This is a genomic window from Stenotrophomonas sp. YJH_SMC_54 (genome assembly GCF_059368435.1).
In genome coordinates this window covers 1-23,858 of the sequence record NZ_JCAFRS010000011.1, presented here as the reverse complement: position 1 = coordinate 23,858, position 23,858 = coordinate 1, and the positions used below count along the sequence as shown (strand labels likewise).

The following is a 23,858-nucleotide window of genomic DNA, read 5'->3' as shown; positions in this document are numbered from 1 at the left end:
GTGAAAAGTACCGGAATGATCAAGATACCGCCCCCACCCGCAGTAGCCGACGCTGAAGCTGGATCAGACCCCGCTGCGCTGCATGAACAGCAGTTCCGGCGTCGAAGCGTCTTCCACCGGCTGGAAGCCGAGATCGCGGTAGAGGGCCACCGCTGCGACATTGTCACGGTAGACGCGCAGGGTCAGGCGCTGCACTCCAGGCGACCGCAGGCCCTCGGCACTCAACAACTGCACCAGCACCCGCCCCAGGCCGCGCCCACGCGCCTGCGGCGAAACAATGATGCGGCCCAGGCGGGCGGTGCCGGGCGCGGTCAACCAGTACTGGCCGAACCCCAAGCACGCGCCCTCCCCGTCCAGCAGCACCTAACCCGGTCGCTAGGCCAGTTCAAGCGTCTGTGCGAACGCTTCGGGCAGCAGCGGAAAGGCAACGCCTGGGCCGGCCCAGCGTTGCGTCGCTGCAAGCGAATCGAGCCAGCCAGCGATACGTGGGTAGTGCAGTGGTTGGACCGGTTGCAACTGTGCGGGCATGAGGATGCCTGTGTGGTCTGGTCCACTGATCGTGAGCGGCCCGCACAGCGCCGTCACGCTGCGCGGCAGCCGTTGAATGTTGTACGGCGACAATGCCCTTGCACCATCACAGTCGCAGCTTCAGCCCTGCAGGTAGATAGGGCCGTCCCAGCCATCAAGGTACTTCGGCAACTCATCGCGAACCTCAATTACGCGTTGCCGGTAGTAGAGATGCATTGTGGGCGCCATGGCAACGTCCAGCCATCCGCCGCCGGCGCGGGCGCGGGCGAGCCCAGCAAGGTATCCAGCATGTCGTACCGCATGACCCGGAGCAAAGTGACGGCAGCGAACTTAACGCGGGGTGTAAAAGAGAAGGGCCCGTCGGAGAGCGGGCCCTTCCTTGTTCATTTGCCGGTTGTTGACGACTGGATGGGCTTCGGGGTGGTCAGATCGTAGGCAAAGCATGCAGCCTGCATTTCCGTAAGCGCCTTCCGTCGATCGTGCGACGCCTCTCTGCGATCCGTGATCACTGGGAGCTTCAGACGAATCACGTCAGCGACGGCTCTACGATCAGCAATTGCCGCGGATCCCCCAAACCCAGAGTCCTCCAGCGCCTTTCCCGCCATACCAGAGGCGCCCCCCAATGCACTTAGTCCCGCTATTGCACCGGCGTGCTTGGCAGCGTTCGCCGCCGTAAGTGCAGGTGCGATGACCGTGCCCGCGACCAGCCCGATCCCGTACACCCAGAGGGACGCCTTTCGCTGATCAACGGATTTGTTCTCCATCCCGAGGATGAGCTTCTTGCATTCCGCCAGTACCGCTGGCAACGCCTCCTCAACGTCCGAGGCGTCATCCACCTCCTCTCCAGGCTCATACCATCCGTCGCGGGGAAGCCTCCTCGGAGGCTTGACTCCGCTGGGATCAGGCGCCTGGGCCTGACCGTCAACGGGGGGCGGCGGAGGTGGAGGTAGAGGTGGTGCTACGGCGGCCCGGGAAGGATGGCCAACGAAAGAGACGTTGTAGGGTGCAGTGGAACCCCCCTTGGTTGAACAACCAACGCAAAGCACAGCCGCAACCAGAACAGCGGTCATCGCCTTCATGTTGCCCCCTGTCGGCGGCGTCATGCCACCGCTGGGGCCTTTACTACCACAGGATTGCGGTTTTCACGGGACCGACAATCCGACGCTGCCTACATTTTGCCGGGCCCAGCTTGGCGGACACCGGTTGCATGGCCTGCGGCCGCGTGAATCCAGCCTCTACCTGGGCCAGGTACCCAGCCCGGACGCACTGCGCCAGTAGTAGTGCTGGTCGACACGGGGTACACCGGGTTCGTCGAAGATGGCCTCTATCCGTCATTCCGCCTGATTGACGATTCGATCATCGGCGGCCGAGTCCGCCTCACCCAGCACCTGCATGGCGTTGCATGACCTGCCGCGCTTGGTTATTGCTCGCGGGTCAGGCGAAGGCTCCCATCGGACGGCAGCAGGATTCGATAGACCTGCCTTTCGCCCGCGTTGATGGTCAGGTTCTGAGACGTTGAAATGTTCGGGCAGGCGCCACCACCTGTGTCGAGCTTCACGAAGTAGGAGCCTGGTGATACATACAGCGTGGCGGCTTCGGACTGGCGAATGTCCATCACCTTCTCATTGTTGAGAGAGATGGCATGCGTGCAGGCAGATCCATGGAAACCCTTGTCCCGCATGATGTAGATCTGCGCACTACGGTCCGGTGACGGCGCCAAGCGTTCGGCCTTGTAGATACGATCAGGAGGCACCGGCCTGGCGGTTTCCTCCGTGACGGGGACCGTGGAACAGCCGATCAACGTGGCCATTGCGGCCGCAGCACCAAGCATTCCTTTCCGCATGATCCCCTCCGTTATTGTTGGCTGATTCTACTGCGCGTCCGCCCTTGCGCAATTCCGAACGGATTGGCAGAAATATTACCTTACGGCATTGCGATTCAATTGCCGCGCGGCAATCCAACTCCAGCCGCCCACCAAGCCTCCCGGCAGAGGTGGGCCGCCGAAGTGTTGAGGGCGATCCAGACGAAGATGGCCGGGGGCGCACGAAGTCGGCAAGTGGCGCGAGGTGCCGCTGGGCCGGTATGCGCGCTGTGTACTTCGCTGTCTATCCGATCCGCTTGTCGCCGTGCACAAGAACACGGTATGGCCATCACCGGAGTGCCGTTGCGACAGGTGCAGATCCTGGCCGGGCATGCCGACTAGGCCACTACTGGAAGTGCTACGAGCACCTCTCCCCCTGAGGGCGATGACGGTGCGGTGGCGAAGCCAACCTATTGATTCGCCATTACCACCACTGTGACCAAATGGCGCCTTTTGATGGCCCGATATGGCCTGTGGCGATATAGCGGCTTTCGCAAGTTGTTGATTCTGGCGACCCCGGCCCGATTCGAACGGTCGACCTTCCCCTTAGGAGGGGATTTCGTCGCCCGCTCAATCAGCAACTTACGAAGTGCCTGGGACCAGCGTGGGTCCATTGCCACTCGATCACACGACGCTGGTGATTACTGCCCCATCAGGGAACCCAAGAGGCAGGGCTGGCAAATGTCCACCTTTCCCAACAACCCATGCTACGTGACCAAAGAGTTCTCCCGCCAAAATCGGCAAAAGCTCGCGCTTGGTTGAAGAGTATAAGTGAAGCGCCAGCACGTTCACGCTGCGCTTACATTGCACGCCAATCTACAACTCCAGGAAGGGACTGAAATGCGTTTGAAGGCTGCAAAGGTCATTCTCGGAATATCGCTTTTCACAAGTGCCCTCTCCGCACACGCAATCGACTCAATAACCTGTGATGACTGCACTTTGACAAAGCGTCAGATGCAGTCAAAGGCAGGAGGAGACGGAGACTACTACTTCTGGGATTTCAAGAATCGACGCCTGTACCACATGAACGTATCCGGTAGTGGCGGCCCGCTTTATCGCGCAGCTGCCGCTCCAGGCGGAACAAAAGTAAAGGAAATCATGCTGACTGCGGACGAACAAGCAATGTTCAATGCGGGCATGCAGCTCTACGACGCGAATGGCCGGTCTGAGACGGTTAGAGTCCAAGCGCCTGTATATGACAGCCGCGCTGCGCTCAACTCATTCGGTGGCGCGATCGCCGCAGCGCCCACCCAGGCTATACCACTCGCCGATCCACCTCAGACCTACCCGATGAATGCAATGGATGCGGTGACGACACCGGCTTGGCGTGAGGCGGCTATTGCGAAAACACTATCCTACGACAATCTCGGGCCTTTGCGGTTTGTGGGAGAGACCCTTCGTGTTCTCGTTTCAGGCTTCTCTCAAGCCGTCAACATCACAAAGCTGCCGAGCCCCTTCAGCATCGTAACCACTATTCCCTTCCCTGACGGCTCTTACATTCTCGTGCAATACACCTATCAAGATCACGGGTACAGATACATCCGTGGATCCGGGCGAGACGCAGCAGGCAATGTGATTCCTGACGGGCAGAAGGATATTGCGAGCCCCGATCAAGCTTCCCAAACGTACATTTATCCGACGGGCCCACTTGCGGCAGGCCCGGGTGGTGAGATGATAAGACACCTCGACAACCTGGGTGTCCGTTGGATCGGCGCAAACTCTCCACCGGTATATGTTGGTTTCCGAATCGGCTGTTCCTACACTCCCTCAGGTGCACAATGCCAAGTGAACTCCCTAACCCCATAGAACGTGGATCAGAGCGACTGATCCACGGAAACGGCATTCTTATCCGGGCATTTTTGATCCTGACGATGAGCTCTGCAGTATGGATGCTGGCCGGACTGTCGATCGGAAGGGGTGCCAAGGGCGCTCTTGTCTGGCCGTACATCATTCCATCCCTCGTCTTCATCGCGCTCATCGTTTCCTATAGAGCGAGGGTGCGGAATGCCGAATGGTTCACCAATAAGCCACGGACGCTGTTCCTGCTTACTCTGTCTTGGATTGCCTGCGCAGTTGGGCTTGTTCTTTCAGTAGCACCCTTCTGATGACTGAGCCCTGCCGTCGTGATGGCGGTGGGGCTCACATTTCCTCATGAGGGCTGCGCCCTACAGCACCAGTGCTCTCTCGCCTGAATCGACAGGTCACCCTCGCACGCGCCTCCAGCCGATACTCGATGGAACCGTCGGCGCGTTCCACCTTGAACGCATAGGCGTCCGGCACATTGGGGTCGCCCGCAGCGCGAAGGGCAACCTGGCCCGGGTCGGTCAGGTCCTCGGCCACCTCCACCTGAGGGTCACCGGCGTTAGTGATGCCCTTGCCCTTCAGCGCCACCAGGGTGTCCAGCGTGTCGTACTGGACGATGTTGGTGCTGATGCCGCGCTCACCGATGCTGCCGACCTTCTTCACCTGCGCGAAGGTCAGGGCCTTGAACTCGGTCTCGGGCAGATCGGTGTGCAGGTTGTTCTCCAGGTACCGCTGGATGATAGTCTTGTCGCTGTGCTCGCACATCTTGCGGGTGGCGAGCAGGTTGAACTTCGACCAGGCAGCAGCAGCGTGTTGGCGATCAACGCCGTGTTCGTGCCGTTGAACACGTTGAGCAGCGCCTGATTGAGCATACCCACGATCAGCTCGGAGTCGGTAAAAGCTGTCCAGCTGCCAGTCGGGGCAGCAGTCGGAATCACGCCAGCGGCATTGAACAGGCCGGTGAAGCCCTTACGGCAGGGTAAGGTGAATCATCGTGCGGCCTCCTTCAGCTGCAGCCGGGAAAGGGTGACGTTCAGGGCGGCCAGCTCGTCCATCTTCATGACGAGCCACATGCGGCGTTGCTCGTGGATGCCGTTGAAACTGCCCAGGTGGCAGCCCTTGCACAGGCCACGGTGGTGTAGTGCTGCCCCTACTTGATGTGGTGGGCGTCGCTCGGTCCTGGTCGGCTACAGACACTGCATGGCAGCAGCTTTACTGCTTCCACGTGCCGCTCCTCTGCAGGAGTGAACGCCTTCTAGTTCTTCGAGCGCATCAGCAGCCCTCCCAGATCGGCAGGGGAGTGCGTATCCTCCCGCCATGGATAGGGGGAAATATCGACATGGGCTCGAGGAATCGGATCAACTGGATCACGGTGCTGCTGTACGTCGCGCTGATCACGGCGGGCTTCGGTGCAGCTCTTGGGCTGCTGTCCCTGACCGGACAGATATCGCTTGGCAAAGACGCGCCCGCGTGGGTTCAGGCCATTGGTAGCATCGTGGCCATCCTTATCGCTGTTGCAGTTCCTTCGGCTCAGCACTATCTGACTGAGAGAAAACAAGAGCGCGAGATGGCCGATAAGGCGCGCAGCCTGGGGCTGATGCTGCTGCCACACATCCAAGAGTTTGCCGAAAGAAACAATGCTGTGTGGACCGACGAGGATCCGGACGAACACGCGCAGTCTCTCGGTGAAGATGCCTGCGTGATCGGTCCGCTCGCTGAGAGTGCACTGAACATTCCACCAGCTATCACCGCAGTGATTTCGCGAATTCATGAACTTGGCCCTGCAGCCGAAGGCCTCCAGCGCGCGATCTACAACGTCACACGCGCTCGCGAGCTGATGATCGTCACCGGCGCCACCGTCGAGCACCTTCAAAGCGGCCCTCTGTATAAATCTCGAATGGCCACCTACAGCAAGAGCAAGTTCTATGGCCTGCTCTGGGACACGCTGGCGGCTCTGACCACTTCGCAGAATCGCATCGAGGCGTTTTTCTTCCGCCCTTCCGCGCTTAATCCCTCTGATTGATTCTTTCACGCCACTCTCCTGTTCTGCCCGGCCATTTTCCAGAACTCGGCGCGCACGTCGTCGAGCATCACATGGGTGTAGCGGCGGCCGATGTACTCGGTCAGACCGTCGAACAGCTCCTGGAACCGGGCCTGTTCCATCTCGCCGAATGACAGGCTCTCTGCGCGCTTGACCGGGATGGTGCGGATTTCCGGCAGCGCGCCGGCCGGCACCTTGCGGGCGCCTGCACCCAGAGGCGCCTCGCAGGCGTCCAGCACCGCGGCGATCACTGGGGTGGCGTCCATTTCCACGATCTCGCAGCAGACGTCAGCGTCCAGCTGCAGACGCTTCACCGCATCGTGCGCGCCCAGCTGCTCCCCGCCTTCGACGATGTCGACCATCAGGTGTCCGATCTTGTGGATGAGGCGGTGCTGCGATTCCTCGCGCGGCTGCTTCAGCTCGCCGCGGGTCTCCCGGCCCGCGCGGAACTTGCGATCGCGTAGCAGGCGCTGGTCGACGGCATTGGCCGCCTGCGCGGAGGTGTTCTTCTGCTTTGCCATGATGGTCTCCGAGGGACGCCCGCGCTGGGGCGTCCCTCCGTTCGTGGGCCGAGGCAGTTAAGCCGCAGCGCCGTGCTTGAAGGTCTTCACCGCGCCGCCCACGTCAACCAGGTTGCCGCCAGAGCGCATCCAGGCCATGAAGCCCACCTGGCCCTTCTTCACATAGGCCGAGTCGTTGAAGCGGAACAGGGTCACTGCCATCACGTCGCGGATCTCGTAGTAGCTGAAGTCGCCGAACGCGATCGAGGTGGCGCCTGCGGCCGGGGCGGGGCGTGCTGGTTGATCTGGATATCGCGGTTCAGCAGACGATCCGGCGCACCGCCCGGATTGTCCTGCTCGTAACCCGGCACGAAGATCGGCCGGCCCGTCGAAGTCGCCGGCAAGCCGAGCGTTCGCGTTATAGGCGGCCAGCCGTGACCGACTACGACTTCTTCGCCGCCATGGCCGGCGGCACCCCGCCCATCACCCCACCCACTGCCCCCCTGCCCTGCGCTCTCCCCCTGTAGCGCAGGGAGCCCGCGCCGGCCGGGCTCCACCGGCCGGCAACCCATCCCAGGAGTCCAGCGTGCGCAACCACCTCGACATCTTCGATCACGACCTCGCCCGCATTGCAGCAGCGGTGCGCTTGCCTACTGCCGCCACAGCATGCTGCGGTCTGAGCGCAGGAACCTCAGGCGGGGTCCTGCAGCGCAACTTCGAATGCGGCGGCAGAGCAATGCTCTGCGTCGGATCGGATCCGTCGAAGCCTGGACAGGGTGAGATTGAACGAGACTTGCCACTCCGCTCGCCTCACAGTGAACCCATCCTCCGTTTGTCCAACGTCGGGCCAATTGCTGTAGGAAGAAAACGAGCTCCTTTGAATGTAGAGGTCGCCCAGCAACCGTCCAAGCCTCAGCCCTATGGCGGGGCTACAAACGTGGAAACTCGGAAGCATCCGCCCAGCATTCTCGACACTGAGGCTATGCGCCTGATCGGACATTGTCTTACGTGCAGATTTGCTCGCAATGAACTCTTCGAAAGCGAAAGCTCTCCCGTCTTCCATCAAGCTAATACAAGCCGTCGACCATCGGACGACGGCTTCGAGCTCAGCAGAAAGAAAGGAAAGAATGACCCGCTCCTGACGAGCTCTCTCTTCCATTTCACGTTGCTCAGCAGTCGCCGCCTTTTCCCTAGCCTCTCGTTGACTAGTCTGAGAGAGCTCGTTGGCCTGATAAGCGAGATACGCAACCGCGATAGCGCCGAGGAGAGCAATTTCCGCAGCACCCATTGCCACACCAACAGCCCAAGCGTCCCACCACACCTCACAAGTACTGCTAAGCGGCCAGCACTGAATTACGCCGTCCAGCATGCTCATTCCCTGATCCCCCTTTGGACTCGGCCGCATTCTGCCATGGCCCGGTGCCCGGAGGCGTGCTGTGCATAGCCAGCTCGACATCCTCGATCACGACCCAGCCCGCATGGCAACGGCCAACCGAGCAGCCGCCGAGCGCGCACTGCACCACGTGCAGTTCACCGCCACCGTCCGACAGGAACGCCATGAGTACTACCTGGGCGAAGCCGAACGCTGGGAACACCTCCCCGCGCACAGCGAGCGCTCCACCCACAGCAAGGACATGCATGCATGAGCAACCACAAGACGACCCAAGCGGACGTGTGGCTCGGTGGGACGGCCAGGCTGGAGCATGTGCTGCCACCGCTACCGTGGACGACCTACAAGGCCTACAGCGACGCAAGCGACCTTTCTTCCGTATGGCTTCAACGGCTCTCACCAGCGCCGCCATGGAGCCCACCGCGGCCTCTTCTTAGGCCCCGCGAATATACGTGCGTTGATCTCTTCGAGGGCTTTCTCCAGCTCCGTGTCCGCAATCTCCAGATGCGTGTCCAGAATGTTCAAAATCAGAATCCGATCTTCAGCGCCAGGTCGCAGCGCACTTCTAACTTGGTACTTCATTTTCCTGGCCGCGACAGCGCAGGCCACCGCGACCGCAAGTCCTTGGGCCGCTTTGTGCAGCTCGTGGATGCGATGGAGGTTTTCTCGTACGGAAGCCGGAGCTTGAAGAACGTCACCGCCCTCTGCCTCAAAGCTTTCATTAATCGCTTGGGCGTGATCGTGTTGGATGTGGTGCCGCAACTTCCGAATGCGTTCGTGCCACTCCTGAACATCGGGCTCCAAGAGCGTGGACAGGCCAAGGGCTCGTTCCAGCGCTTCTTCCCGTCTGCGTCTCTGTTCTCGAAGCGATATTTGCAGCGCCAGAAACGCGGCAAAGAACGTCCCAATTGCCGACCATGCATCCCAGTCAACCAGACATTTACTGCCGAGCCACCAGCACTGACTGACGCCATCCAGCATACTCATTCGCTGATCCCCCTGTGGATTCGCCGGCATTCTGCCACGCCATGGCGCGTGGAGAGCTGCCATGGGTGACCGGCTGCTCACCGCTGTACAGGCCAAGCACACAGCGCGCGTCTTCCTCAGCGAGGCGCGAGCGCGGCGGCATGGCCTCGGGGCTACTGGTTCTCGTTCAACGCCGCTCAGCGCGCGCGTTTGCGCGCCACCGCCCCGCCCCACTGCCGGAGCCGCCGCGCGCACCGGCACTGCCGGCCCAACTGGATCTGTTCGCATGAGCGCTCTAGCGTTTCCGCTCAGCCTCAAGCTCCCCCAGCACAGCCGCCAAGCCGCGATTGCTGGCAATCGCTCGATCATGCCGGGTCTCCCCAGGCTTTCCCGAGTTGAGCCATTCCATCGCCCACGTCCGAAGCACCAGGTTTGCCGCTTCCAGAACTACCTAGTGGCGAGCATTCCTCTACCCATTCGCGAGCCGAGGGCCGAACACCATGAGCAGAGTTGCGCCCGGCTCCAGAAGCTGTTGCGCCGCATCCCCCTCCAGATGCTCACCGTGGTGAACCTGCCTAGCCAGTGCATCCAACAAATCGGCGAGCGACCGGTCAGCGCCAGGAGCCACGGTGCTCGGATCTGCTGCCTTTCCCCACAGTTTCCTTTGCCGCCTTGTCGTCTAGCAACCTGGCCTCGTACCAGTCCAGATACCACTCCAAGTAGTCGCGGACCTTTGGCAGGCGCGCCGAGATCCGCCCCCCCCCTTGGGTCAGTTCTGCTTCTTTCGCGGCACGTATTCTCTCCGCCTCACGGGCGTCAGGTTGCCCAATGGACCAACGAAAGCGCTCGCCGCCTTCCGCCCAGTCGAGGTGGGCCTTGCTGCCGCGCCAGTAGAGTCGAACCTTTGCCATTCCTCTGCACCTTCGATCGCGGCATAGAGCGCCGCCTTTTCGTACAACTGCTTTCCCATGAAGCGGCGGGAGTGAGCCCATAGCACATGGCGTTCTTCCTGAACTGGCTATTGGAGACGCCGCAGTAGTGGGCGGCTTCGTCAACGGTCAGCCAATCCTCCACTGATAAATCGAGCCTTTCAGCGGCGCCCATTGGCGCCTCCTGCGGCCTTCCTGAGCCAAGAAGTGCGCCTTCTGAAGCACGGTCACAGTACCGAACTGGATGCACGCATCCCCCAGCGGCTGCGCGTACTGGCCGGCGCCCATGGCGGCCGCTACGGTTTCGGTGCTCACCATGGTCTCTCCTGCATAGGTGCCCGCCCCGCAACCGGCTGATGCGCGAGGATGTGGTTGGTCCGGGGGGGCTGCGGGCGCAGAGGGCCGATCACCACCGCTGCCTAGGCGCTGCCCGGCCTCTAAAGGCCGTGCGCAGACCGCACGCCTGCGTTGTCGCCAACCCCAATCGCCTCACGGCGAGCGGAGGGGCTTTCGGCGCGGAGGTTGATCGGTGTTCGGGTCCCGGAAACGCAGAAGCCCCAGCGCAGGGCCGGGGCTTCAGGGACAATTATTGACAGTTGCAGAATTAGTTCATTTCCTAACGTCACTGTCAATCACTTCGGGATGGGGCGACCCAGCTCCTCATGCAAGCCGGCCTTCTCGCCAGTCTCGTTCATCGGGAGGATGGCTTGCGAAAGATCTGTAATCTCAGAACGCTGGTTTCTGACCTTGCGCGAATTCTCCACTCGATTCAAGTAATCGCCCAATGTCAGCATATTCATGACGCTGGTGGACTGCGACCCCTGGGTGGCGGCTTGCTTGAGCGAATGCATCTGATTTGCTAGCCCGGCCTTGTCGCGCTCAAGCTCACGAATGCGGTTTTCTGCATGTTTGAGTGCCTGCGTGTCAGTCTCACCTTTACTCTCGAGCCGCTCTTTGCTTTCCACAGCTTCGCGGAGCTGTTCGTCCTTCTGGGTCAGCTGGTCACGGAGCTCCCCTACCGCCATGAATATCTTCGAAACATCAGCATCGGGGACGACATCCACCCAATTCTCGATCGACCCAACTACTTCTAGCTGGAGCGTCCGGATTGATTCGAGCACTTCATCAAGGTTGCGCATAGCGACTTGAGCTCGGACCTCTGGAACCTGCTGCTTCTGAGAGTCAGCAACGAAAGTGGCGACCCTTCGCTCCAGCGCAAGCGTTTTGGTCAGAATCAAACGCAGACCACGCACAGCCATCCGGCCACTTGCATATAGCTTACCGTCTTGGTTGATAGCTGCCATCGCTGTCGAGATCCTCGCCCCGACCACGCCCGTTACCACAGCGACAACGATTTGCAGCAAGGCATTGTAGTTCTCACCTACAGCTTTGGGTCCGAACCAGCCCAGCACGACGCCGACGGCTATGAGTAGAAAAGTATAGGGGTCCAGAACGACCTTCAGGAATACTCCCCAAGGTCTAACCACTCCTACGAGCCAACGGCCAAAACCATAGAATGCCCCTCCACCGGACGTTGGAGTGCCACTCTTCACATTTGCTGCATTCTCCGCCGCAGGATCGCCTGCCATGATCTTCCCCTGACGTCACACCGCCATTCGGCCCCGGATCCAGTCTAGGGCCTTGACTAGCTCATAGCGATACTGTCGAATCGTTAACGAACCGCCATACCTCTCAGCCACCATACGCGCCTTGCCCGCGCACAGAAGGCGGCAGCCGACGCCGCGGCAGAGGCAGCGGCCCAGCAGCAGACCGAACCGGTGGCAGCCGCGCCGGCAGCGACTGCGGCACCGGCGCGAAGCGCTCCGACGGCAATGGCCAGCACCCCGGCACCGAACGCCGCGCCGCGCGAGGTCGCCAAGATCAAGCCGGGCGACATCAACGCGCGCATCGCCCCGCTCTTGATCAGCGCCGACGGTCTGGCCCTGCTGGGGTTCAAGCCGATCAATCCCACCGGTGCCACTAAGCTCTACGACCAGGCGCAGTTCCCGGACATGTGCCGGGCCATGATCCACGGTCTGCAGGATGCGGCCGACCAGTACCCGCTGGCCGCGTGATGGAGCTCTGGCGCACCAGCGAACTGCAGGCCCTGCGCCAGATGGAGGGCCGCGACGCGATGACCGTCGCGGATGCCCTCGGACGCTCGCCCCGTGCGGTTCAAGACATGGCCCGCTGCCAAGGGATGCCGGTACCGCGCCAGCGTCATGCCCGGTACTGGCCGGCCACCACTAAACGCCGCGCCCGGCAGCTCCGGGCCAGCGGCAACACCGTCAACCAGATCAGCGCCGCGCTGGGTGTCCCGTTCGGGACGGTGCGCCGCTGGGTCTACGAAGGAGCAGCAGCATGACCAGCATCCACGTGAAGCCCGTCTTCAGTGGCGCGACCGACCGCGAAAAGGACCAGGCCCGGCAGAAGCTGGCGAGTGACATCGCACGCTTCAAGGCCGCCGGCGGCAAGGTCGAAATCTCGGGCACAAGCGGCATCGACAAGAGCACGATCAGCCGCAGGCAGGTGGTTGAGGCTCGACACGGTCGCCGCGGTGGTAAGAAGGCAGCAAAGGCATGAGCCGCCACATCGAACGCCGCGCGCCCAAGGAGACGCTGGGCGTCGCTTGGGGCCGGTTCCCAACCGTCGACGGCAGCGCAATCACCTGGCGCCTGTACCGCCGCGACCACCGCCGTGCGCTGCACATGCACGCAGAGACCTTCTTTGCCCAAGAAGACCGCGCAGTGATCGCCAGGCACCTGCGCCGCGCGCGCCGCCACCTTCGCGACCAGGTGGATGAGATCGACCTAGTTGCGATGGGGCTGGCAGAGTAAGCAATTTAAGCGACCGGGATTCTTTCCTGTCCCTCGGTGCGCTCGCTTTCGCTGAGAACCTCCTCGCGGAAGCGATCGACCAGATCAGGAGCGATGCTAGCCACGAATTGAAGTTGCTGCCGCAGCACCTCCAAAGCCATCCGCCTGCCGGTGTACGAGACGCTGATACGTGTAGCCATGATCGTCGGTATCGGCTGGTGCTCGTGGATGTGCGCGGCGATGTGGCAGGCAGCCGCGTTGATATCCCTGCTGTGGCTGATCATCGTCGCCAGGTCCGCGCCGAGATCTACGGACAGGTAGTGGATCCGCTCGGCGATGGCTTCCGCGCTGGGCAACAAAGGTTCGGCGAGGCGCTCAACTGCGTTTTTCACGGCGCGCCAATCTTTGACCCTGCTCGGGTCGAGTGTGGGCAATGCGTCAAGTTCAGCCGCGTAGGTCTGGATCTTCTTCGGCACAGCGGTCACTTCGTGAAGCAAAAGGCGTCCAACGATTCGGGCTTGTGCCTTCCACAGAACCTGAGAGTCCAGGTGTTGCCTCGCAGCGATAGTTGCGGCTTGCCGGGATGTGCGCCACGCAAGGAAAGCAACCAGAACAGTCACCAGACCCACGGCTGCGGTGGCGATGGCTCCCCACCCCGCCCAGAACGTCGCGCACTCCGCCTTCATCGAAAGGCATTCACTAAATCCCAGAGCCATCCCATGGTCCCCCTCTCTGTGCTGGAGCCGATTCTGCCATGACCTTCATCCATCGGAACGAGCGGGTCTAAGTGTAGGAACGGCTCTGACGAACTACCGTCGTCTGGAGCGAGACCAGCAACCGCGACATGATCCTGACCGACCGCCGCGGCGCGCGATCATGCGATCCAATCAATGCTGATCGCTGAACCACAGACACTCAACTCCCTTGTTCGTGGCCTCCAAGGTCAATACCGGTGAGCTTCTTTATCGCGAGCAAGACGTTCTGGGCGGCGAGCTCCACGTTGTCAAGAGCCGTCGTGTAATCAGAGAGTCTATGAAAAGGATGATTACCATACATATCAATCTCCTCGCCGGCGTCCAGAAAGGCATTCAGCACATCAAGGCTGGACTGCAAATTGGAGACACCAATAGAGATCATTTCCAGGCCATCAGAGAGGATGACAAATGGAACTTGCCCCTTAACCCTCAGAAGACCTGAGACAGTCTTGGCGTCGGCCCCAGCGGCCAAGGCCTTCGGTATTTCAGGCAGGATCTTGTTCTTAATCGTCTTAGTTTGATCCCGCACGTCGAGGATTTTCGGAAGAAGACGATTGATTTCGATAAACGAGATCTGACGCTCTCGCGTGGCACGCCTCTCGTTATCCACCTTGTAGTTGCGAGCGGGAACGTACACCGCGAGAAATGTGGCAATGGCAGCAGCCCAACCACCGATAGCAGACACGGCCGTCCAGTCAAGTCGACAGGTGGGCGCGAAATTGAAGCAAGGAACCATGACTTCAGCAACGATCATCTGGCCATTTCCATATGGTGGAGACGCCATTCTGCCATGGAGAGCCGCCGTGTCTGACACGGCGCTCAGCGCTAAACCAGATAACGGCGCGCTTTCGGCGACGGGCAACCATCGGAATCTGCACATTGGGGCTGCCCACTGCTCCATCCTGCCTAGTAATCCATTTGCCACGACTGCGCGTCTCTCGGAGATTGCCCATGACTGACCAGCTGCTCACCGCCGCAATGGTCCACGTGTTCGCCCTGGCCGGGTTTGCGGCCGGCATCGCCACCCTGTGGGCGATCAGCCGCGCATGCCTTGCCGCGCGCGCCGGGCTGCGCTGGTGCTGGCGGAGGTGAGCTCATGGCCAATAAGTTTGGAAACGCCGACGGCGGCGGCTTCAACAAGGAAACGTGGCTCACGCCGCCACACATCCTCGCCGCGCTCGGTCCCTTCGACCTCGACCCCTGCGCAGCCCCTTCGCCACGCCCTTGGCCGTCGGCCGCCAGGCACATCGAGTTGCCCGGGGACGGCCTGACGGCGGAGTGGCAAGGTCGGGTGTGGTGCAATCCGCCATATGGGGCCCAAGCCGTTCGCTGGCTTCAGCGGATGGCGGAACATGGGAACGGTGTGGCTCTGGTTTTTGCACGAACCGAGACGACCATGTTCCAGGATCAGGTCTGGCCACGGGCCCACGCAGTTCTGTTCTTGCGCGGCCGCATCGCGTTCTGTTCACCAGACGGCAAACCAGCAATGAGCGACGGGCACCGTCCGTCCTCATAGCCTACGGGGAATCCAACGCGCGGCAGCTGGCCGCCTGTGGGCTCGAAGGGTATTGCATGAAGCTCGAACCGGCATTTCGAAAGAACGATGACCTGTTCGGGGCTGCCGCATGAACGCCCAGCTCTTCCCCCGCGAACCGCGCCGCATGAGGCAGCCGGCCAAGGACGTGCTGCGCGAGCAGCTGGTGGTCGCGGCCGATGAAGTGATCTGCCTTCGCGCAGAGGTTCTGCGCATGCGCGATGCAGCAACCCAGGCCACCGAGCAGCTGCGCGCTGCGCTGGCCGCGAACTGAAGGAGGACTCGATGGGAGCTGCTGAAAAGCTAGACATCGTCGGAAAGGACTGGCTCACCGTGGACGAGGCCGCGCACTACTGCGGGGTTTCACGAAGCCAGTTCGATTCGAACATCGCCGACTACGGCATCGAACCACGAAATTTCATGGGCAAGAAGCTCTACGAGAAGGCTGCCCTCTACTCTGCAATCTACGGCTCCAAGCAATGGTCAAGGTCACAATCTTCTGGCGCGATGTCGCCGCGTACCTCAACTGGCGGGAAGGCGGCAAGCGAAGCCGTGTCGCCATTGGTCGCGTCAGCCCACGCGAGGCTGAGCGCGTACGAGCAGCGAAAGAAGCGGAACTGACCCATGGTGTGCGCATCCTCCCCCGGCTGCCCACTGTCAGGGATTTCCTGGAGGCGTACCTGGACTGGTACAAGGTGGAAGACCCGACTACGCACGGCAAGGCAAAGAGCGAAGTCCGACTGTTCATTGCTCGCCTCGGCCATCGACCGATCGACACCCTGCGCCCGATGGAAATGGAGTCATACAAGACAGATCGCCTGACCAAGGACAAGGTGGCACCAGAGACCGTGGGCAAGGAGGTGCGTAGGCTGCAGGCCGCGTTCCGGCGTGGCGTGAAGTGGAAGGAACTGGACTTCAACCCGCTGGAGGAAACCCAGGCACGCGCGGCGTCCGCAGCGTAGCGGTGCGGTTCTACGACCGGGCCGCGATGCGCAAGCTGTACCGTGCGAACCCCGGTCGGGCGCCTCTGTGGCTTTTCATGGCCCACACGGGTCTGCGCCGTAGTGAGCTGGTTGGACTGGGCAAGGATTCGGTGGCAGGGAGCAGACTCAGGGTCGAGAGCGAGCCAGACGAAGATGGCCAGGGGCGCACGAAGTCAGGCAAGTGGCGCGAGGTGCAGCTTAACCGGTATGCGCGCTGGGCGCTGCGCCGCCTACCCGATCCGCTGGTGGCCGTGCACAAAGACACCGTATCCGACTGGTTCGCGTCCGATGCCAAGCGGGCTGGGATCGGCGGCAGCCTCCACCGGCTACGGCACACCTTCTGCGCCCACGTGGTGATGGCCGGAGTTCCGTTGCGAAGGGTGCAGATTCTGGCCGGGCACGCTGATTACGCCACGACCGAGAAGTTCTACGCCCATCTGACGCCTGAGGGCGACGATGGCGCGGTGGCAAAGCTCAGGTACTGAGCAGGACCTTTGGGACCACTGGGACCAAATCCTGTGGATATGCGGGAAACAGTGGGAAATGCCCACCGCTGAGTCCGCCTAAGTCATTGATTATGGTGACCCCGGCCCGATTCGAACGGGCGACCTTCCCCTTAGGAGGGGGACGCTCTATCCAGCTGAGCTACGGGGCCATGCAGCCGGGAAGTTTACAGGCAACACACCCTGCCCTCCAAGCATTCGTGCTCCACACGGCGGCGCTGGCGCGTTGCACCATGGCCGGACAGGCCGCTCTGCTACCATCGGCGATTCAGTTCATCGCGCCCCCCACCTGCCCGCGATGGCACCAAACAACGTAACGAAACACAGGAGTCTGCATGTCTTCCGAGCTGCTCAAGTCCCTTGGCCTGGACGCGATCAACGCTGGCACGTACCTGGGCAACGGGGAGTGGTCGAGCGCGACCAGCGGTGAGCTGATCACCCCGGTCAACCCGACCACCGGCGAGCCGATCGCGCAGGTCCGCGCGACCACCGAGGCCGAGTACGAGACCGTCGTCGCCCGCGCCCAGGAAGCCTTCAAGGTCTGGCGCACCACGCCGGCCCCGCGCCGCGGTGAAGCCGTGCGCCTGTGCGGTGAAGCGCTGCGCAAGCACAAGGACGCCCTGGGCTCGCTGGTCGCCCTCGAAATGGGCAAGAGCAAGCCGGAAGGCGATGGCGAAGTGCAGGAGATGATCGACATCGCCGATTTCGCCGTGGGCCAGAGCCGCATGCTGTACGGCTACACCATGCATTCCGAGCGCCCCGGCCACCGCATGTACGAGCAGTACCACCCGCTGGGCCTGGTCGGCATCATTTCTGCCTTCAACTTCCCGGTCGCGGTGTGGAGCTGGAACTCGTTCCTGGCCGCCATCTGTGGCGACGTGTGCATCTGGAAGCCGTCCAACAAGACGCCGCTGACCGCCATCGCCTCGCTGAAGATCTGCAACGACGCCCTGCGCGAAGCCGGCTTCCCGGACATCTTCTTCCTGATCAACGATGCGGGCACCGCGCTGTCGGAAAAGATGGTCGATGACCGTCGCGTGCCGCTGATCAGCTTCACCGGCTCGACCCAGGTCGGCCGCACCGTCAACGAGAAGGTCGCGCGCCGCCTCGGCCGCTGCCTGCTGGAACTGGGTGGCAACAACGCCATCATCCTGGACGAAACCGCCGACCTGAAGCTGGCCGTGCCGGGCATCGTGTTCGGCGCTGTCGGCACCGCCGGCCAGCGCTGCACCACCACCCGCCGCCTGATCGTGCACCGCTCGATCTACGCCGACGTGCTGGCCACTCTGGTCAAGGCCTACAAGCAGGTCGAAGGCAAGATCGGCGACCCGACCGATGCGGCCAACCTGATGGGCCCACTGAACAGCGAAGGCGCCGTGCAGCAGTTCCTCGATGCCATCGCCCAGGCCAAGGCGGCCGGCGGCACCATCGAAACCGGCGGCACCCGCATCGACCGCCCAGGCAACTTCGTGCTGCCGGCCATCGTCTCCGGCCTGAAGAACAGCGATGCCGTGGTCCAGCACGAGACCTTCGCGCCGATCCTGTACGTGATGCCGTACGACACCCTCGATGAAGCCATCGACATGCAGAATGGCGTGCCGCAGGGCCTGTCGTCCTCGATCTTCACGCAGAACCTGAAGACTGCCGAGAAGTTCCTGTCGGCCGCTGGCAGCGACTGCGGCATCGCCAACATCAACATCGGCACGTCCGGTGCGGAGATCGGCGGCGCCTTCGGTGGCGAAAAGGACACCGGCGGTGGCCGCGAGTCCGGTTCGGACGCCTGGAAGGTCTACATGCGCCGCCAGACCAACACCATCAACTATTCGGACTCGCTGCCGCTGGCCCAGGGCATCAAGTTCGATCTGTGATGGCGGACGTTTCTGCCATGGCTGCGGGTCAGAGCCCCTCCGGCGATCTGACCCCTGCCCAGGGCCGGATCCCCAATGGGGCTCCGACCCTCGATTTCACCGGTCGTCGCGTGCTGATCGCCGGCGGCAGCAAGGGCATCGGTCGTGAAATGGCGCTGGCATTTGCCGGCGCCGGTGCGCAGGTCTCGGTCTGCGCACGTGGCCAGGCCGGCCTGGATGCCCTGCGTGCCGATGCGCAGGCACAGGGCACCCCACTGCATACCGTCTCCGCCGATCTGGCCGACGCCGGCCAGATCCAGGCCTGGCTGCAGGCCGCTGCCGGTGCACTCGGCGGCATCGATGTGCTGATCAACAACGCTACCGGCTACGGCATGGCCGACGACGAGGATGGCTGGGCCGCCAGCCTGCAGATCGACCTGATGGCGGCGGTACGGGCCTCGCGCCTGGCACTGCCGTGGCTGCGCGCATCCAGCGATGCCTGCATCCTCAACCTGTCCTCGATTGCCGCACAGCAGCCACGCCCCGGTGGCGCGCCCTACGCCGCCGCCAAGGCCGCGCTGTCGCACTACACCACGTCGCAGGCATTGGCGCTGGCCAGGGACCGGATCCGGGTCAATGCGATCGCGCCGGGCTCGATCGCGTTCGATGACGGCCTGTGGGATCGCCGTCGCACCGAAGATCCGGCGCTGTACCACGGCACCCTGGCGAAGATCCCGTTCGGCCGCTTCGGCCATCCGCGCGAAATTGCCGACGCCGCCCTGTTCCTGTGCTCGCCGCTGGCGCGCTGGGTCACCGGCAGCGTGCTCAACGTGGATGGCGGCCAGGTGTTGATGGGCTGATACCGGCACTCCGGTAGCTGCCAACCTTGGTTGGCATGCCTTTCGTCGACCAAGGTCGACGCCTACCCTGCTGAAATGCCTTTCGTCGACCGAGGTCGACGCCTACCAGGGCTTGCACCTCGTTCGCCCACCAGGGTCCACGCCTGCCATCGCATCCGCCGGGCATGGGATTGCCCGGGCAGAGGCACTATCATGTGCACACTGCCAAGGAGGACCCCGATGAGCGTGGCACCCCGACAGACAAGCGCCCTGGCCGTGGTCAGCCTGGTCATGGGCATCGCCAGCTGGACCGTCCTGCCCTTCGTGGCCAGCATCGTGGCCATCATCACCGGCCACATGGCCCGCGCCGAGATCCGCCGCCGCCCGCACGAACTGGAAGGTGATGGCCTGGCCGTTACCGGCCTGGTGCTGGGCTGGGTGATGGTCGGCGCGGTACTTGCCGCCATCCTGGTCTTCATCCTGTTCTTCGGTGGCCTGGCGTGGCTGGCCGCGGTGTCGAACTGACGCCATGACCACCTCCGACAGCACTGAACGCTTCAGCAGCCGCGTCGCCGACTACGTCCGCTACCGGCCCGATTACCCGCCCGCGCTGCTGGAATGGCTGCACGGCCCGATGGATGTCAGTCACCAGGCCCGTGTCGCCGACATCGGTGCTGGCACCGGCATTTCCAGCCGTCAGTTTCTGGCCAGCGGTCATCCGCTGGTGGCGGTCGAGCCGAACGCCGCCATGCGCGCCGCCGCCGAAGAGTGGCTGGCGCCGCAGTATCCGGGCTTTTCCGCCGTCGATGGCCGCGCCGAGGCCACCGGCCTGGACGATGCCAGCATCGATCTGGTCAGCGTCGCGCAGGCGTTCCACTGGTTCGACACCGTGGCGGTGCGCGCCGAGTGGCAGCGCATCCTCTGCCCCGGTGGCCTGGCACTGATCTACTGGAATTCGCGCCTGCTCGATGCCAGTCCATTCCTGGTCGGCTACGAACAGCTGCTGCTGGACTACGGCACCGATTACACCGCGGTGGCCGAGCGCTACCAGGACGATGCCACCATGCAGGCCTGGTTCGGCAGCGGCCTGCGCGGCATGGTGGAGTTGCCGAACGTACAGCATCTGGACTTCGACGCCCTGCGCGGGCGCCTGCTGTCCTCCTCCTACGCACCCCAATCCGGTCATCCTCGCCACGCGCCGATGATCGACGCTCTGCAGGACCTGTTCGCCGCCCACGCGGTCGACGGCCAGGTCGCTTTTGAATATCGAACCCGAGCCTTCCTCGGCACGCTGGACTGAACCGACGCATGTATTCGCTTGCCCGCCCCTTCCTGTTCTCGCTCGACGCCGAGCGCGCCCACGGCCTCGGCCTGTCCGCACTGGACCTGGCCTACCGCACCGGCACCACGCCGCTGCTGGCCGCACGCATCGCGCCGATGCCCAGCACGGTGTTCGGGCTGACCTTCCCCAATCCGGTCGGCCTGGCCGCCGGCCTGGACAAGAATGGCGAGCACATCGATGCGCTGTTCGCGCTCGGCTTCGGCTTCGTCGAGATCGGCACCATCACCCCGCGCCCGCAGGCCGGCAACCCGCAGCCGCGCCTGTTCCGCCTGCCGGAACACAACGCGATCATCAACCGCATGGGCTTCAACAATGCGGGCGTGGACGCGCTGGTGCGCAATGTCGAGCGCGCGCGCAACCGCCGCGGCCTGCTCGGCATCAACATCGGCAAGAACAAGGACACCCCGAACGAACAGGCGGTGGACGATTACATCGCCTGCCTGGACAAGGTGTATCCGCTGGCGGACTACATCACCGTCAACATCTCCTCGCCCAACACCGCCGGCCTGCGTGAATTGCAGGAAGAGACCGCGCTGCGCCAGCTGGTCAGCCAGTTGCGCGACCGCCAGGAAGATCTCGCGGCGCGCCACGGCCGCCGCGTGCCGATGCTGGTCAAGGTTGCACCGGACCTGAGTGACCGCGACATCGATGCCGCCGCGCGCGTGCTGGGCGAACTGCAGGTGGACGGCGTGATCGCCACGAACACCACCATCGACCACAGCAAGGTGGCCGGCGACCCGCTGGCCAACGAGGCCGGCGGCCTGTCCGGTGCGCCGGTGCTGGAGCAGTCCACCCTGGTGCTGCGCCGCCTGCGCTCGCGCCTGCCCGAATCGGTACCGCTGGTGGGTGTCGGAGGCATCCTGTCCGGTGCCGATGCGGTGGCCAAGATGGCCGCAGGCGCGGCGCTGGTGCAGTGCTACAGCGGCTTGATCTTCCGTGGCCCGGCGTTGGTCTCTGAATGCGTGGAGGCGATCCGTCGCCGCCGCGAAGCGCCGAGCCGCGGCGCGGTGGCCCCACTGTGAGCGCGCCCATGGATACCGTCGACGGCAACGCCCCGCTGCGCTGGACGCTCACCCGCAATGCGCCGCTGCAGGCGCTGAACACCTTCCACGTGCAGGCCAGCGCCGCGCAGCTGCTGGAACTGCACGATGCCGCACTGCTGCCGGAAGTGCTGGCATTGCCCGAAGTGGCCAGCGGTCCCCTGTTGGTACTGGGTGCCGGCAGCAACGTACTGATCGCCGAAGACCTGCCGGGCACCGTGCTGGTGTTCGGCAACCGTGATATCAGCTTCCTGGAACACCGCGCCGACCATGCGGTGATCCGCGCCGGGGCCGGCGTGCCCTGGCATGGCCTGGTGATGTGGTCGCTGCAGGAAGGCTTGTCCGGGCTGGAGAACCTGGCCCTGATTCCCGGCACCGCCGGTGCCGCGCCGATCCAGAACATCGGCGCCTACGGTGCGCAGGTCGGCGAGTTCATCCAGGCGGTCGAGGCCTGGGACTGCCAGGAACAAAGCTGGGTACGGCTGGACAACGAGCAGTGTCGCTTCACCTACCGCGACAGCGTGTTCAAGCAGCAGATGGACCGCTACCTGATCACCGCCATCGAACTGAAGCTGCCGCTGCTGCATGACCTGCGCATGGACTATGCCGGCATTCGCGAGGAACTGCAGGCACAGGGCGTGGAGCTGCCGAGCGCGGTGGACGTGGCCAACGCGGTGATCGCGATCCGCCGCCGCAAGCTGCCCGACCCGGATGTGCTGGGCAACGCCGGCAGTTTCTTCAAGAACCCGGTGCTGCCGCTGGAACAGGTCGATGTGCTGCTGCAGCACTTCCCCGACCTGCCCGTGTTCCCGGCCGAGCAGGACGACAAGCGCAAGGTCTCGGCGGCATGGATGATCGAGTCCTGCGGCTGGAAGGGCTTCCGCGAAGGCGATGCCGGCGTGGCCCCCAGCCACGCGCTGGTACTGGTCAACCATGGCAATGCCAGCGGTGCTGAACTGCTGGCGCTGGCGCGACGCATCTCCGCCTCGGTGCTGGAGAAGTTCGGCGTGCCGATCGAACCGGAGCCCCGCCTGCTCGGCGCACAGTGGTGAACACCCCCGCCCTCTCCCCCAGCGCCACTCCGATGCGGGCGGCGCTGCTGATGCTCGGCAGCACGATGGCATTCGGCCTGATGGCCGTCGCCATCCGCTACGCCACCCGGTACGTACCAACCCAGGAAGTGGCGTTCTTTCGCAATGCCTTTGGCCTGCTCGCGTTGCTGCCGATGCTGCTGCGCCCCGGCCATGCACCGCTGAAAACGCAGCAGCTGCCGCGTTACTTCGTGCGCAGTGCGATTGGCCTGGGTTCGATGCTGTGCGCGTTCTGGGCACTGGGCCATCTGCCACTGGCGCAGGCGGTTTCCCTCTCGTACTCCACGCCGTTGTTCGTCACCATCGCCGCCGTGCTGTGGCTGGGCGAGACCGTGCGTATACGCCGCTGGGCCGCGGTGGTGGTTGGATTCATCGGTGTGCTGGTGATCGTGCGCCCCGGTACCGCCGGCTTCACCGCCGGCAGCCTGGTAGCGGTGGCAGCCGCCGTGCTCAGCTCATTGGTGGCGATCCAGATCAAGCAGCTGACCCGTGTCGACAGCGCTGACACCGTGGTGCTCTACACCTACGTGTTCTGGGTGCCGCTGTCGCTGGTCCCGGCACTGTTCGTCTGGGTCTGGCCCTCCGGCATGGCGTGGCTGTGGCTGCTGGCCACCGGCGTGCTGGGCACCGTCGGTCAGCTGCTGTGGACGCGGGCGTTGCGCCTCGGTGAAGTCTCGGCGCTGACCCCGATCAGCTTCCTGCAGCTGCCGCTGGTAACGCTGCTCGGCTGGCTGCTGTTCAACGAAAGCGTGGATCGCTGGACGCTCATCGGTGCCGGCATCATCCTCGCCGCCAACGCCTACATCGCCCACCGCGAAGCCGTGTTGTCGCGCCGCGCCGCAAGCGCGGCGGCCTCGGCAGCGGCCAAGCCCGCCGAATGAAAACCATCTGCATGGACAAGCCATGGGGCCTGCACGGGCAAGCCACGGGTCGTGCATGGACAGGCCATGGGTAGAGTCGACTGTTAGTTGTGTAAACCCACCACGTTGTTCAGCAGGACTCTGGAAATAGGTGGCTGGCCACCGATCCCCATGTGAGGGCGGTGCCAGTTGTAGTGGTGCAGCCATTGGGTCAGCACGGAATTGCGCTG

The 23,858-nt window shown here is 63.2% G+C and carries 33 protein-coding genes, 1 tRNA gene and 1 pseudogene; 21 read left to right on the top strand and 14 right to left on the bottom strand.

Going from position 1 to position 23,858, the window contains the following annotated elements; genetic code table 11:
- Positions 1-63: 63 nt before the first annotated feature.
- The 3 genes and pseudogenes from AC5P5S_RS13545 to AC5P5S_RS13535 all read right to left on the bottom strand — a co-directional run bounded on the left by AC5P5S_RS13545 (position 64) and on the right by AC5P5S_RS13535 (position 2,338).
- Positions 64-528, bottom strand: a pseudogene (locus AC5P5S_RS13545) (GNAT family N-acetyltransferase).
- Between the two features lie 383 nt (positions 529-911).
- Complete coding sequence (locus tag AC5P5S_RS13540) at positions 912-1,364, bottom strand: hypothetical protein (RefSeq protein WP_049430985.1); 453 nt, start codon at positions 1,362-1,364, stop codon at positions 912-914.
- 584 nt (positions 1,365-1,948) lie between these two features.
- Positions 1,949-2,338 carry a hypothetical protein gene (locus AC5P5S_RS13535; RefSeq protein WP_196757849.1) on the bottom strand — a complete coding sequence of 130 codons (390 nt, stop codon included), beginning with the start codon at positions 2,336-2,338 and terminating at the stop codon, positions 1,949-1,951.
- Between the two features lie 891 nt (positions 2,339-3,229).
- Between AC5P5S_RS13535 and AC5P5S_RS13530 the strand changes: the two genes are divergently transcribed.
- Positions 3,230-4,195, top strand: a complete 966-nt coding sequence (locus tag AC5P5S_RS13530; protein WP_143568313.1) for a hypothetical protein — start codon at positions 3,230-3,232, stop codon at positions 4,193-4,195.
- A 333-nt stretch (positions 4,196-4,528) separates the two neighbouring features.
- Here AC5P5S_RS13530 and AC5P5S_RS13525 read toward each other — a convergent pair whose 3' ends face one another.
- Complete coding sequence (locus tag AC5P5S_RS13525) at positions 4,529-4,957, bottom strand: hypothetical protein (protein ID WP_180849171.1); 429 nt, start codon at positions 4,955-4,957, stop codon at positions 4,529-4,531.
- Between the two features lie 607 nt (positions 4,958-5,564).
- Between AC5P5S_RS13525 and AC5P5S_RS13520 the strand changes: the two genes are divergently transcribed.
- Positions 5,565-6,215, top strand: coding sequence for a hypothetical protein (locus tag AC5P5S_RS13520; RefSeq protein ID WP_146257112.1), 651 nt, complete (start codon positions 5,565-5,567; stop codon positions 6,213-6,215).
- Positions 6,216-6,220: 5 nt separating this feature from the next.
- Here the strand turns inward: AC5P5S_RS13520 and AC5P5S_RS13515 are convergent, their stop codons facing one another.
- From AC5P5S_RS13515 to AC5P5S_RS13505, 3 genes are all read right to left on the bottom strand, one after another.
- Positions 6,221-6,754, bottom strand: a complete 534-nt coding sequence (locus tag AC5P5S_RS13515; protein ID WP_062605940.1) for a hypothetical protein — start codon at positions 6,752-6,754, stop codon at positions 6,221-6,223.
- A gap of 57 nt (positions 6,755-6,811) precedes the next feature.
- Positions 6,812-6,997: a phage major capsid protein gene (locus tag AC5P5S_RS13510; RefSeq protein WP_231098201.1), complete on the bottom strand. Its 186-nt coding sequence runs from the start codon at positions 6,995-6,997 to the stop codon at positions 6,812-6,814.
- Between the two features lie 427 nt (positions 6,998-7,424).
- The gene (locus AC5P5S_RS13505) at positions 7,425-8,108 is read right to left on the bottom strand and encodes a hypothetical protein (RefSeq protein ID WP_062605942.1); all 684 of its coding nucleotides are present in this window, start codon (positions 8,106-8,108) and stop codon (positions 7,425-7,427) included.
- 61 nt (positions 8,109-8,169) lie between these two features.
- On the opposite strand from AC5P5S_RS13505, the gene AC5P5S_RS13500 reads away from it, so the two are divergent.
- Together AC5P5S_RS13500 and AC5P5S_RS13495 are read left to right on the top strand one after the other, a co-directional pair.
- Positions 8,170-8,379 (top strand): hypothetical protein, encoded by a 210-nt coding sequence (locus AC5P5S_RS13500; RefSeq protein ID WP_062605944.1) that lies wholly within the window; start codon positions 8,170-8,172, stop codon positions 8,377-8,379.
- Positions 8,376-9,179 (top strand): hypothetical protein, encoded by an 804-nt coding sequence (locus AC5P5S_RS13495; protein WP_146257106.1) that lies wholly within the window; start codon positions 8,376-8,378, stop codon positions 9,177-9,179. Before AC5P5S_RS13500 ends, AC5P5S_RS13495 begins: the two co-directional genes overlap by 4 nt.
- A 521-nt stretch (positions 9,180-9,700) precedes the next feature.
- Here the strand turns inward: AC5P5S_RS13495 and AC5P5S_RS13490 are convergent.
- The 3 genes from AC5P5S_RS13490 to AC5P5S_RS13480 all read right to left on the bottom strand — a co-directional run bounded on the left by AC5P5S_RS13490 (position 9,701) and on the right by AC5P5S_RS13480 (position 11,607).
- On the bottom strand, positions 9,701-10,000 hold the full coding sequence (locus AC5P5S_RS13490) for a hypothetical protein (RefSeq protein ID WP_188246264.1): 300 nt from the start codon (positions 9,998-10,000) through the stop codon (positions 9,701-9,703).
- Positions 10,001-10,147: 147 nt separating this feature from the next.
- Positions 10,148-10,333: a hypothetical protein gene (locus AC5P5S_RS13485; protein ID WP_146257105.1), complete on the bottom strand. Its 186-nt coding sequence runs from the start codon at positions 10,331-10,333 to the stop codon at positions 10,148-10,150.
- Between the two features lie 317 nt (positions 10,334-10,650).
- Positions 10,651-11,607, bottom strand: coding sequence for a hypothetical protein (locus tag AC5P5S_RS13480; RefSeq protein WP_146257174.1), 957 nt, complete (start codon positions 11,605-11,607; stop codon positions 10,651-10,653).
- A gap of 243 nt (positions 11,608-11,850) precedes the next feature.
- Between AC5P5S_RS13480 and AC5P5S_RS13475 the strand changes: the two genes are divergently transcribed.
- From AC5P5S_RS13475 to AC5P5S_RS13460, 4 genes are read left to right on the top strand one after another with little or no spacing between them, the layout of a single operon-like run.
- Complete coding sequence (locus tag AC5P5S_RS13475; protein ID WP_062605950.1) at positions 11,851-12,093, top strand: hypothetical protein; 243 nt, start codon at positions 11,851-11,853, stop codon at positions 12,091-12,093.
- Positions 12,090-12,383, top strand: a complete 294-nt coding sequence (locus AC5P5S_RS13470; RefSeq protein ID WP_227415224.1) for a hypothetical protein — start codon at positions 12,090-12,092, stop codon at positions 12,381-12,383. Before AC5P5S_RS13475 ends, AC5P5S_RS13470 begins: the two co-directional genes overlap by 4 nt.
- Positions 12,380-12,601: a hypothetical protein gene (locus tag AC5P5S_RS13465; RefSeq protein ID WP_049431011.1), complete on the top strand. Its 222-nt coding sequence runs from the start codon at positions 12,380-12,382 to the stop codon at positions 12,599-12,601. The genes AC5P5S_RS13470 and AC5P5S_RS13465 overlap by 4 nt, the downstream gene beginning before the upstream one ends.
- The gene (locus AC5P5S_RS13460) at positions 12,598-12,855 is read left to right on the top strand and encodes a hypothetical protein (protein ID WP_062605952.1); all 258 of its coding nucleotides are present in this window, start codon (positions 12,598-12,600) and stop codon (positions 12,853-12,855) included. Before AC5P5S_RS13465 ends, AC5P5S_RS13460 begins: the two co-directional genes overlap by 4 nt.
- Positions 12,856-12,860: 5 nt before the next feature.
- Here AC5P5S_RS13460 and AC5P5S_RS13455 read toward each other — a convergent pair whose 3' ends face one another.
- Together AC5P5S_RS13455 and AC5P5S_RS13450 are read right to left on the bottom strand one after the other, a co-directional pair.
- On the bottom strand, positions 12,861-13,310 hold the full coding sequence (locus AC5P5S_RS13455) for a hypothetical protein (protein ID WP_155730702.1): 450 nt from the start codon (positions 13,308-13,310) through the stop codon (positions 12,861-12,863).
- A gap of 439 nt (positions 13,311-13,749) precedes the next feature.
- A complete protein-coding gene (locus AC5P5S_RS13450; RefSeq protein ID WP_049431021.1) occupies positions 13,750-14,343 on the bottom strand; it encodes a hypothetical protein in 594 nt (197 codons plus the stop codon).
- Positions 14,344-14,540: 197 nt separating this feature from the next.
- Here AC5P5S_RS13450 and AC5P5S_RS13445 point away from each other — a divergent pair, with 197 nt between their 5' ends.
- From AC5P5S_RS13445 to AC5P5S_RS13420, 6 genes are all read left to right on the top strand, one after another.
- The gene (locus AC5P5S_RS13445) at positions 14,541-14,681 is read left to right on the top strand and encodes a hypothetical protein (protein WP_171968965.1); all 141 of its coding nucleotides are present in this window, start codon (positions 14,541-14,543) and stop codon (positions 14,679-14,681) included.
- A gap of 4 nt (positions 14,682-14,685) precedes the next feature.
- Positions 14,686-15,105, top strand: coding sequence for a DNA N-6-adenine-methyltransferase (locus AC5P5S_RS13440; protein WP_196757850.1), 420 nt, complete (start codon positions 14,686-14,688; stop codon positions 15,103-15,105).
- A 109-nt stretch (positions 15,106-15,214) separates the two neighbouring features.
- On the top strand, positions 15,215-15,397 hold the full coding sequence (locus AC5P5S_RS13435; RefSeq protein WP_062605956.1) for a hypothetical protein: 183 nt from the start codon (positions 15,215-15,217) through the stop codon (positions 15,395-15,397).
- 11 nt (positions 15,398-15,408) lie between these two features.
- A complete protein-coding gene (locus AC5P5S_RS13430) occupies positions 15,409-15,744 on the top strand; it encodes a hypothetical protein (protein ID WP_227415225.1) in 336 nt (111 codons plus the stop codon).
- 8 nt (positions 15,745-15,752) lie between these two features.
- Positions 15,753-16,085 carry a site-specific integrase gene (locus tag AC5P5S_RS13425; protein WP_227415226.1) on the top strand — a complete coding sequence of 111 codons (333 nt, stop codon included), beginning with the start codon at positions 15,753-15,755 and terminating at the stop codon, positions 16,083-16,085.
- A 26-nt stretch (positions 16,086-16,111) separates the two neighbouring features.
- Positions 16,112-16,591, top strand: coding sequence for a tyrosine-type recombinase/integrase (locus AC5P5S_RS13420; protein ID WP_231098200.1), 480 nt, complete (start codon positions 16,112-16,114; stop codon positions 16,589-16,591).
- Positions 16,592-16,684: 93 nt separating this feature from the next.
- On the opposite strand, the gene AC5P5S_RS13415 is transcribed toward AC5P5S_RS13420, so the two are convergent.
- A tRNA-Arg gene (locus tag AC5P5S_RS13415) sits at positions 16,685-16,761 on the bottom strand.
- Between the two features lie 183 nt (positions 16,762-16,944).
- On the opposite strand from AC5P5S_RS13415, the gene amaB reads away from it, so the two are divergent.
- The 7 genes from amaB (at position 16,945) to AC5P5S_RS13380 (ending at position 23,649) form a co-directional block, all read left to right on the top strand.
- Complete coding sequence (gene amaB, locus AC5P5S_RS13410; RefSeq protein WP_062605959.1) at positions 16,945-18,477, top strand: L-piperidine-6-carboxylate dehydrogenase; 1,533 nt, start codon at positions 16,945-16,947, stop codon at positions 18,475-18,477.
- Positions 18,477-19,316, top strand: a complete 840-nt coding sequence (locus AC5P5S_RS13405) for an SDR family NAD(P)-dependent oxidoreductase (protein ID WP_049459950.1) — start codon at positions 18,477-18,479, stop codon at positions 19,314-19,316. The genes amaB and AC5P5S_RS13405 overlap by 1 nt, the downstream gene beginning before the upstream one ends.
- Before the next feature lie 219 nt (positions 19,317-19,535).
- Positions 19,536-19,820: a DUF4190 domain-containing protein gene (locus tag AC5P5S_RS13400; RefSeq protein ID WP_005413144.1), complete on the top strand. Its 285-nt coding sequence runs from the start codon at positions 19,536-19,538 to the stop codon at positions 19,818-19,820.
- Positions 19,821-19,824: 4 nt separating this feature from the next.
- Positions 19,825-20,595: a class I SAM-dependent methyltransferase gene (locus AC5P5S_RS13395; RefSeq protein WP_049459949.1), complete on the top strand. Its 771-nt coding sequence runs from the start codon at positions 19,825-19,827 to the stop codon at positions 20,593-20,595.
- A gap of 8 nt (positions 20,596-20,603) precedes the next feature.
- Positions 20,604-21,659 carry a quinone-dependent dihydroorotate dehydrogenase gene (locus AC5P5S_RS13390; RefSeq protein WP_005409365.1) on the top strand — a complete coding sequence of 352 codons (1,056 nt, stop codon included), beginning with the start codon at positions 20,604-20,606 and terminating at the stop codon, positions 21,657-21,659.
- An 8-nt stretch (positions 21,660-21,667) separates the two neighbouring features.
- On the top strand, positions 21,668-22,729 hold the full coding sequence (gene murB, locus AC5P5S_RS13385) for a UDP-N-acetylmuramate dehydrogenase (protein WP_049459957.1): 1,062 nt from the start codon (positions 21,668-21,670) through the stop codon (positions 22,727-22,729).
- A 32-nt stretch (positions 22,730-22,761) separates the two neighbouring features.
- Positions 22,762-23,649: a DMT family transporter gene (locus tag AC5P5S_RS13380; RefSeq protein WP_032966688.1), complete on the top strand. Its 888-nt coding sequence runs from the start codon at positions 22,762-22,764 to the stop codon at positions 23,647-23,649.
- Positions 23,650-23,732: 83 nt separating this feature from the next.
- On the opposite strand, the gene AC5P5S_RS13375 is transcribed toward AC5P5S_RS13380, so the two are convergent.
- A partial coding sequence (locus AC5P5S_RS13375) for an integrase core domain-containing protein (RefSeq protein WP_146257439.1) occupies positions 23,733-23,858 on the bottom strand: 126 nt, incomplete at its 5' end.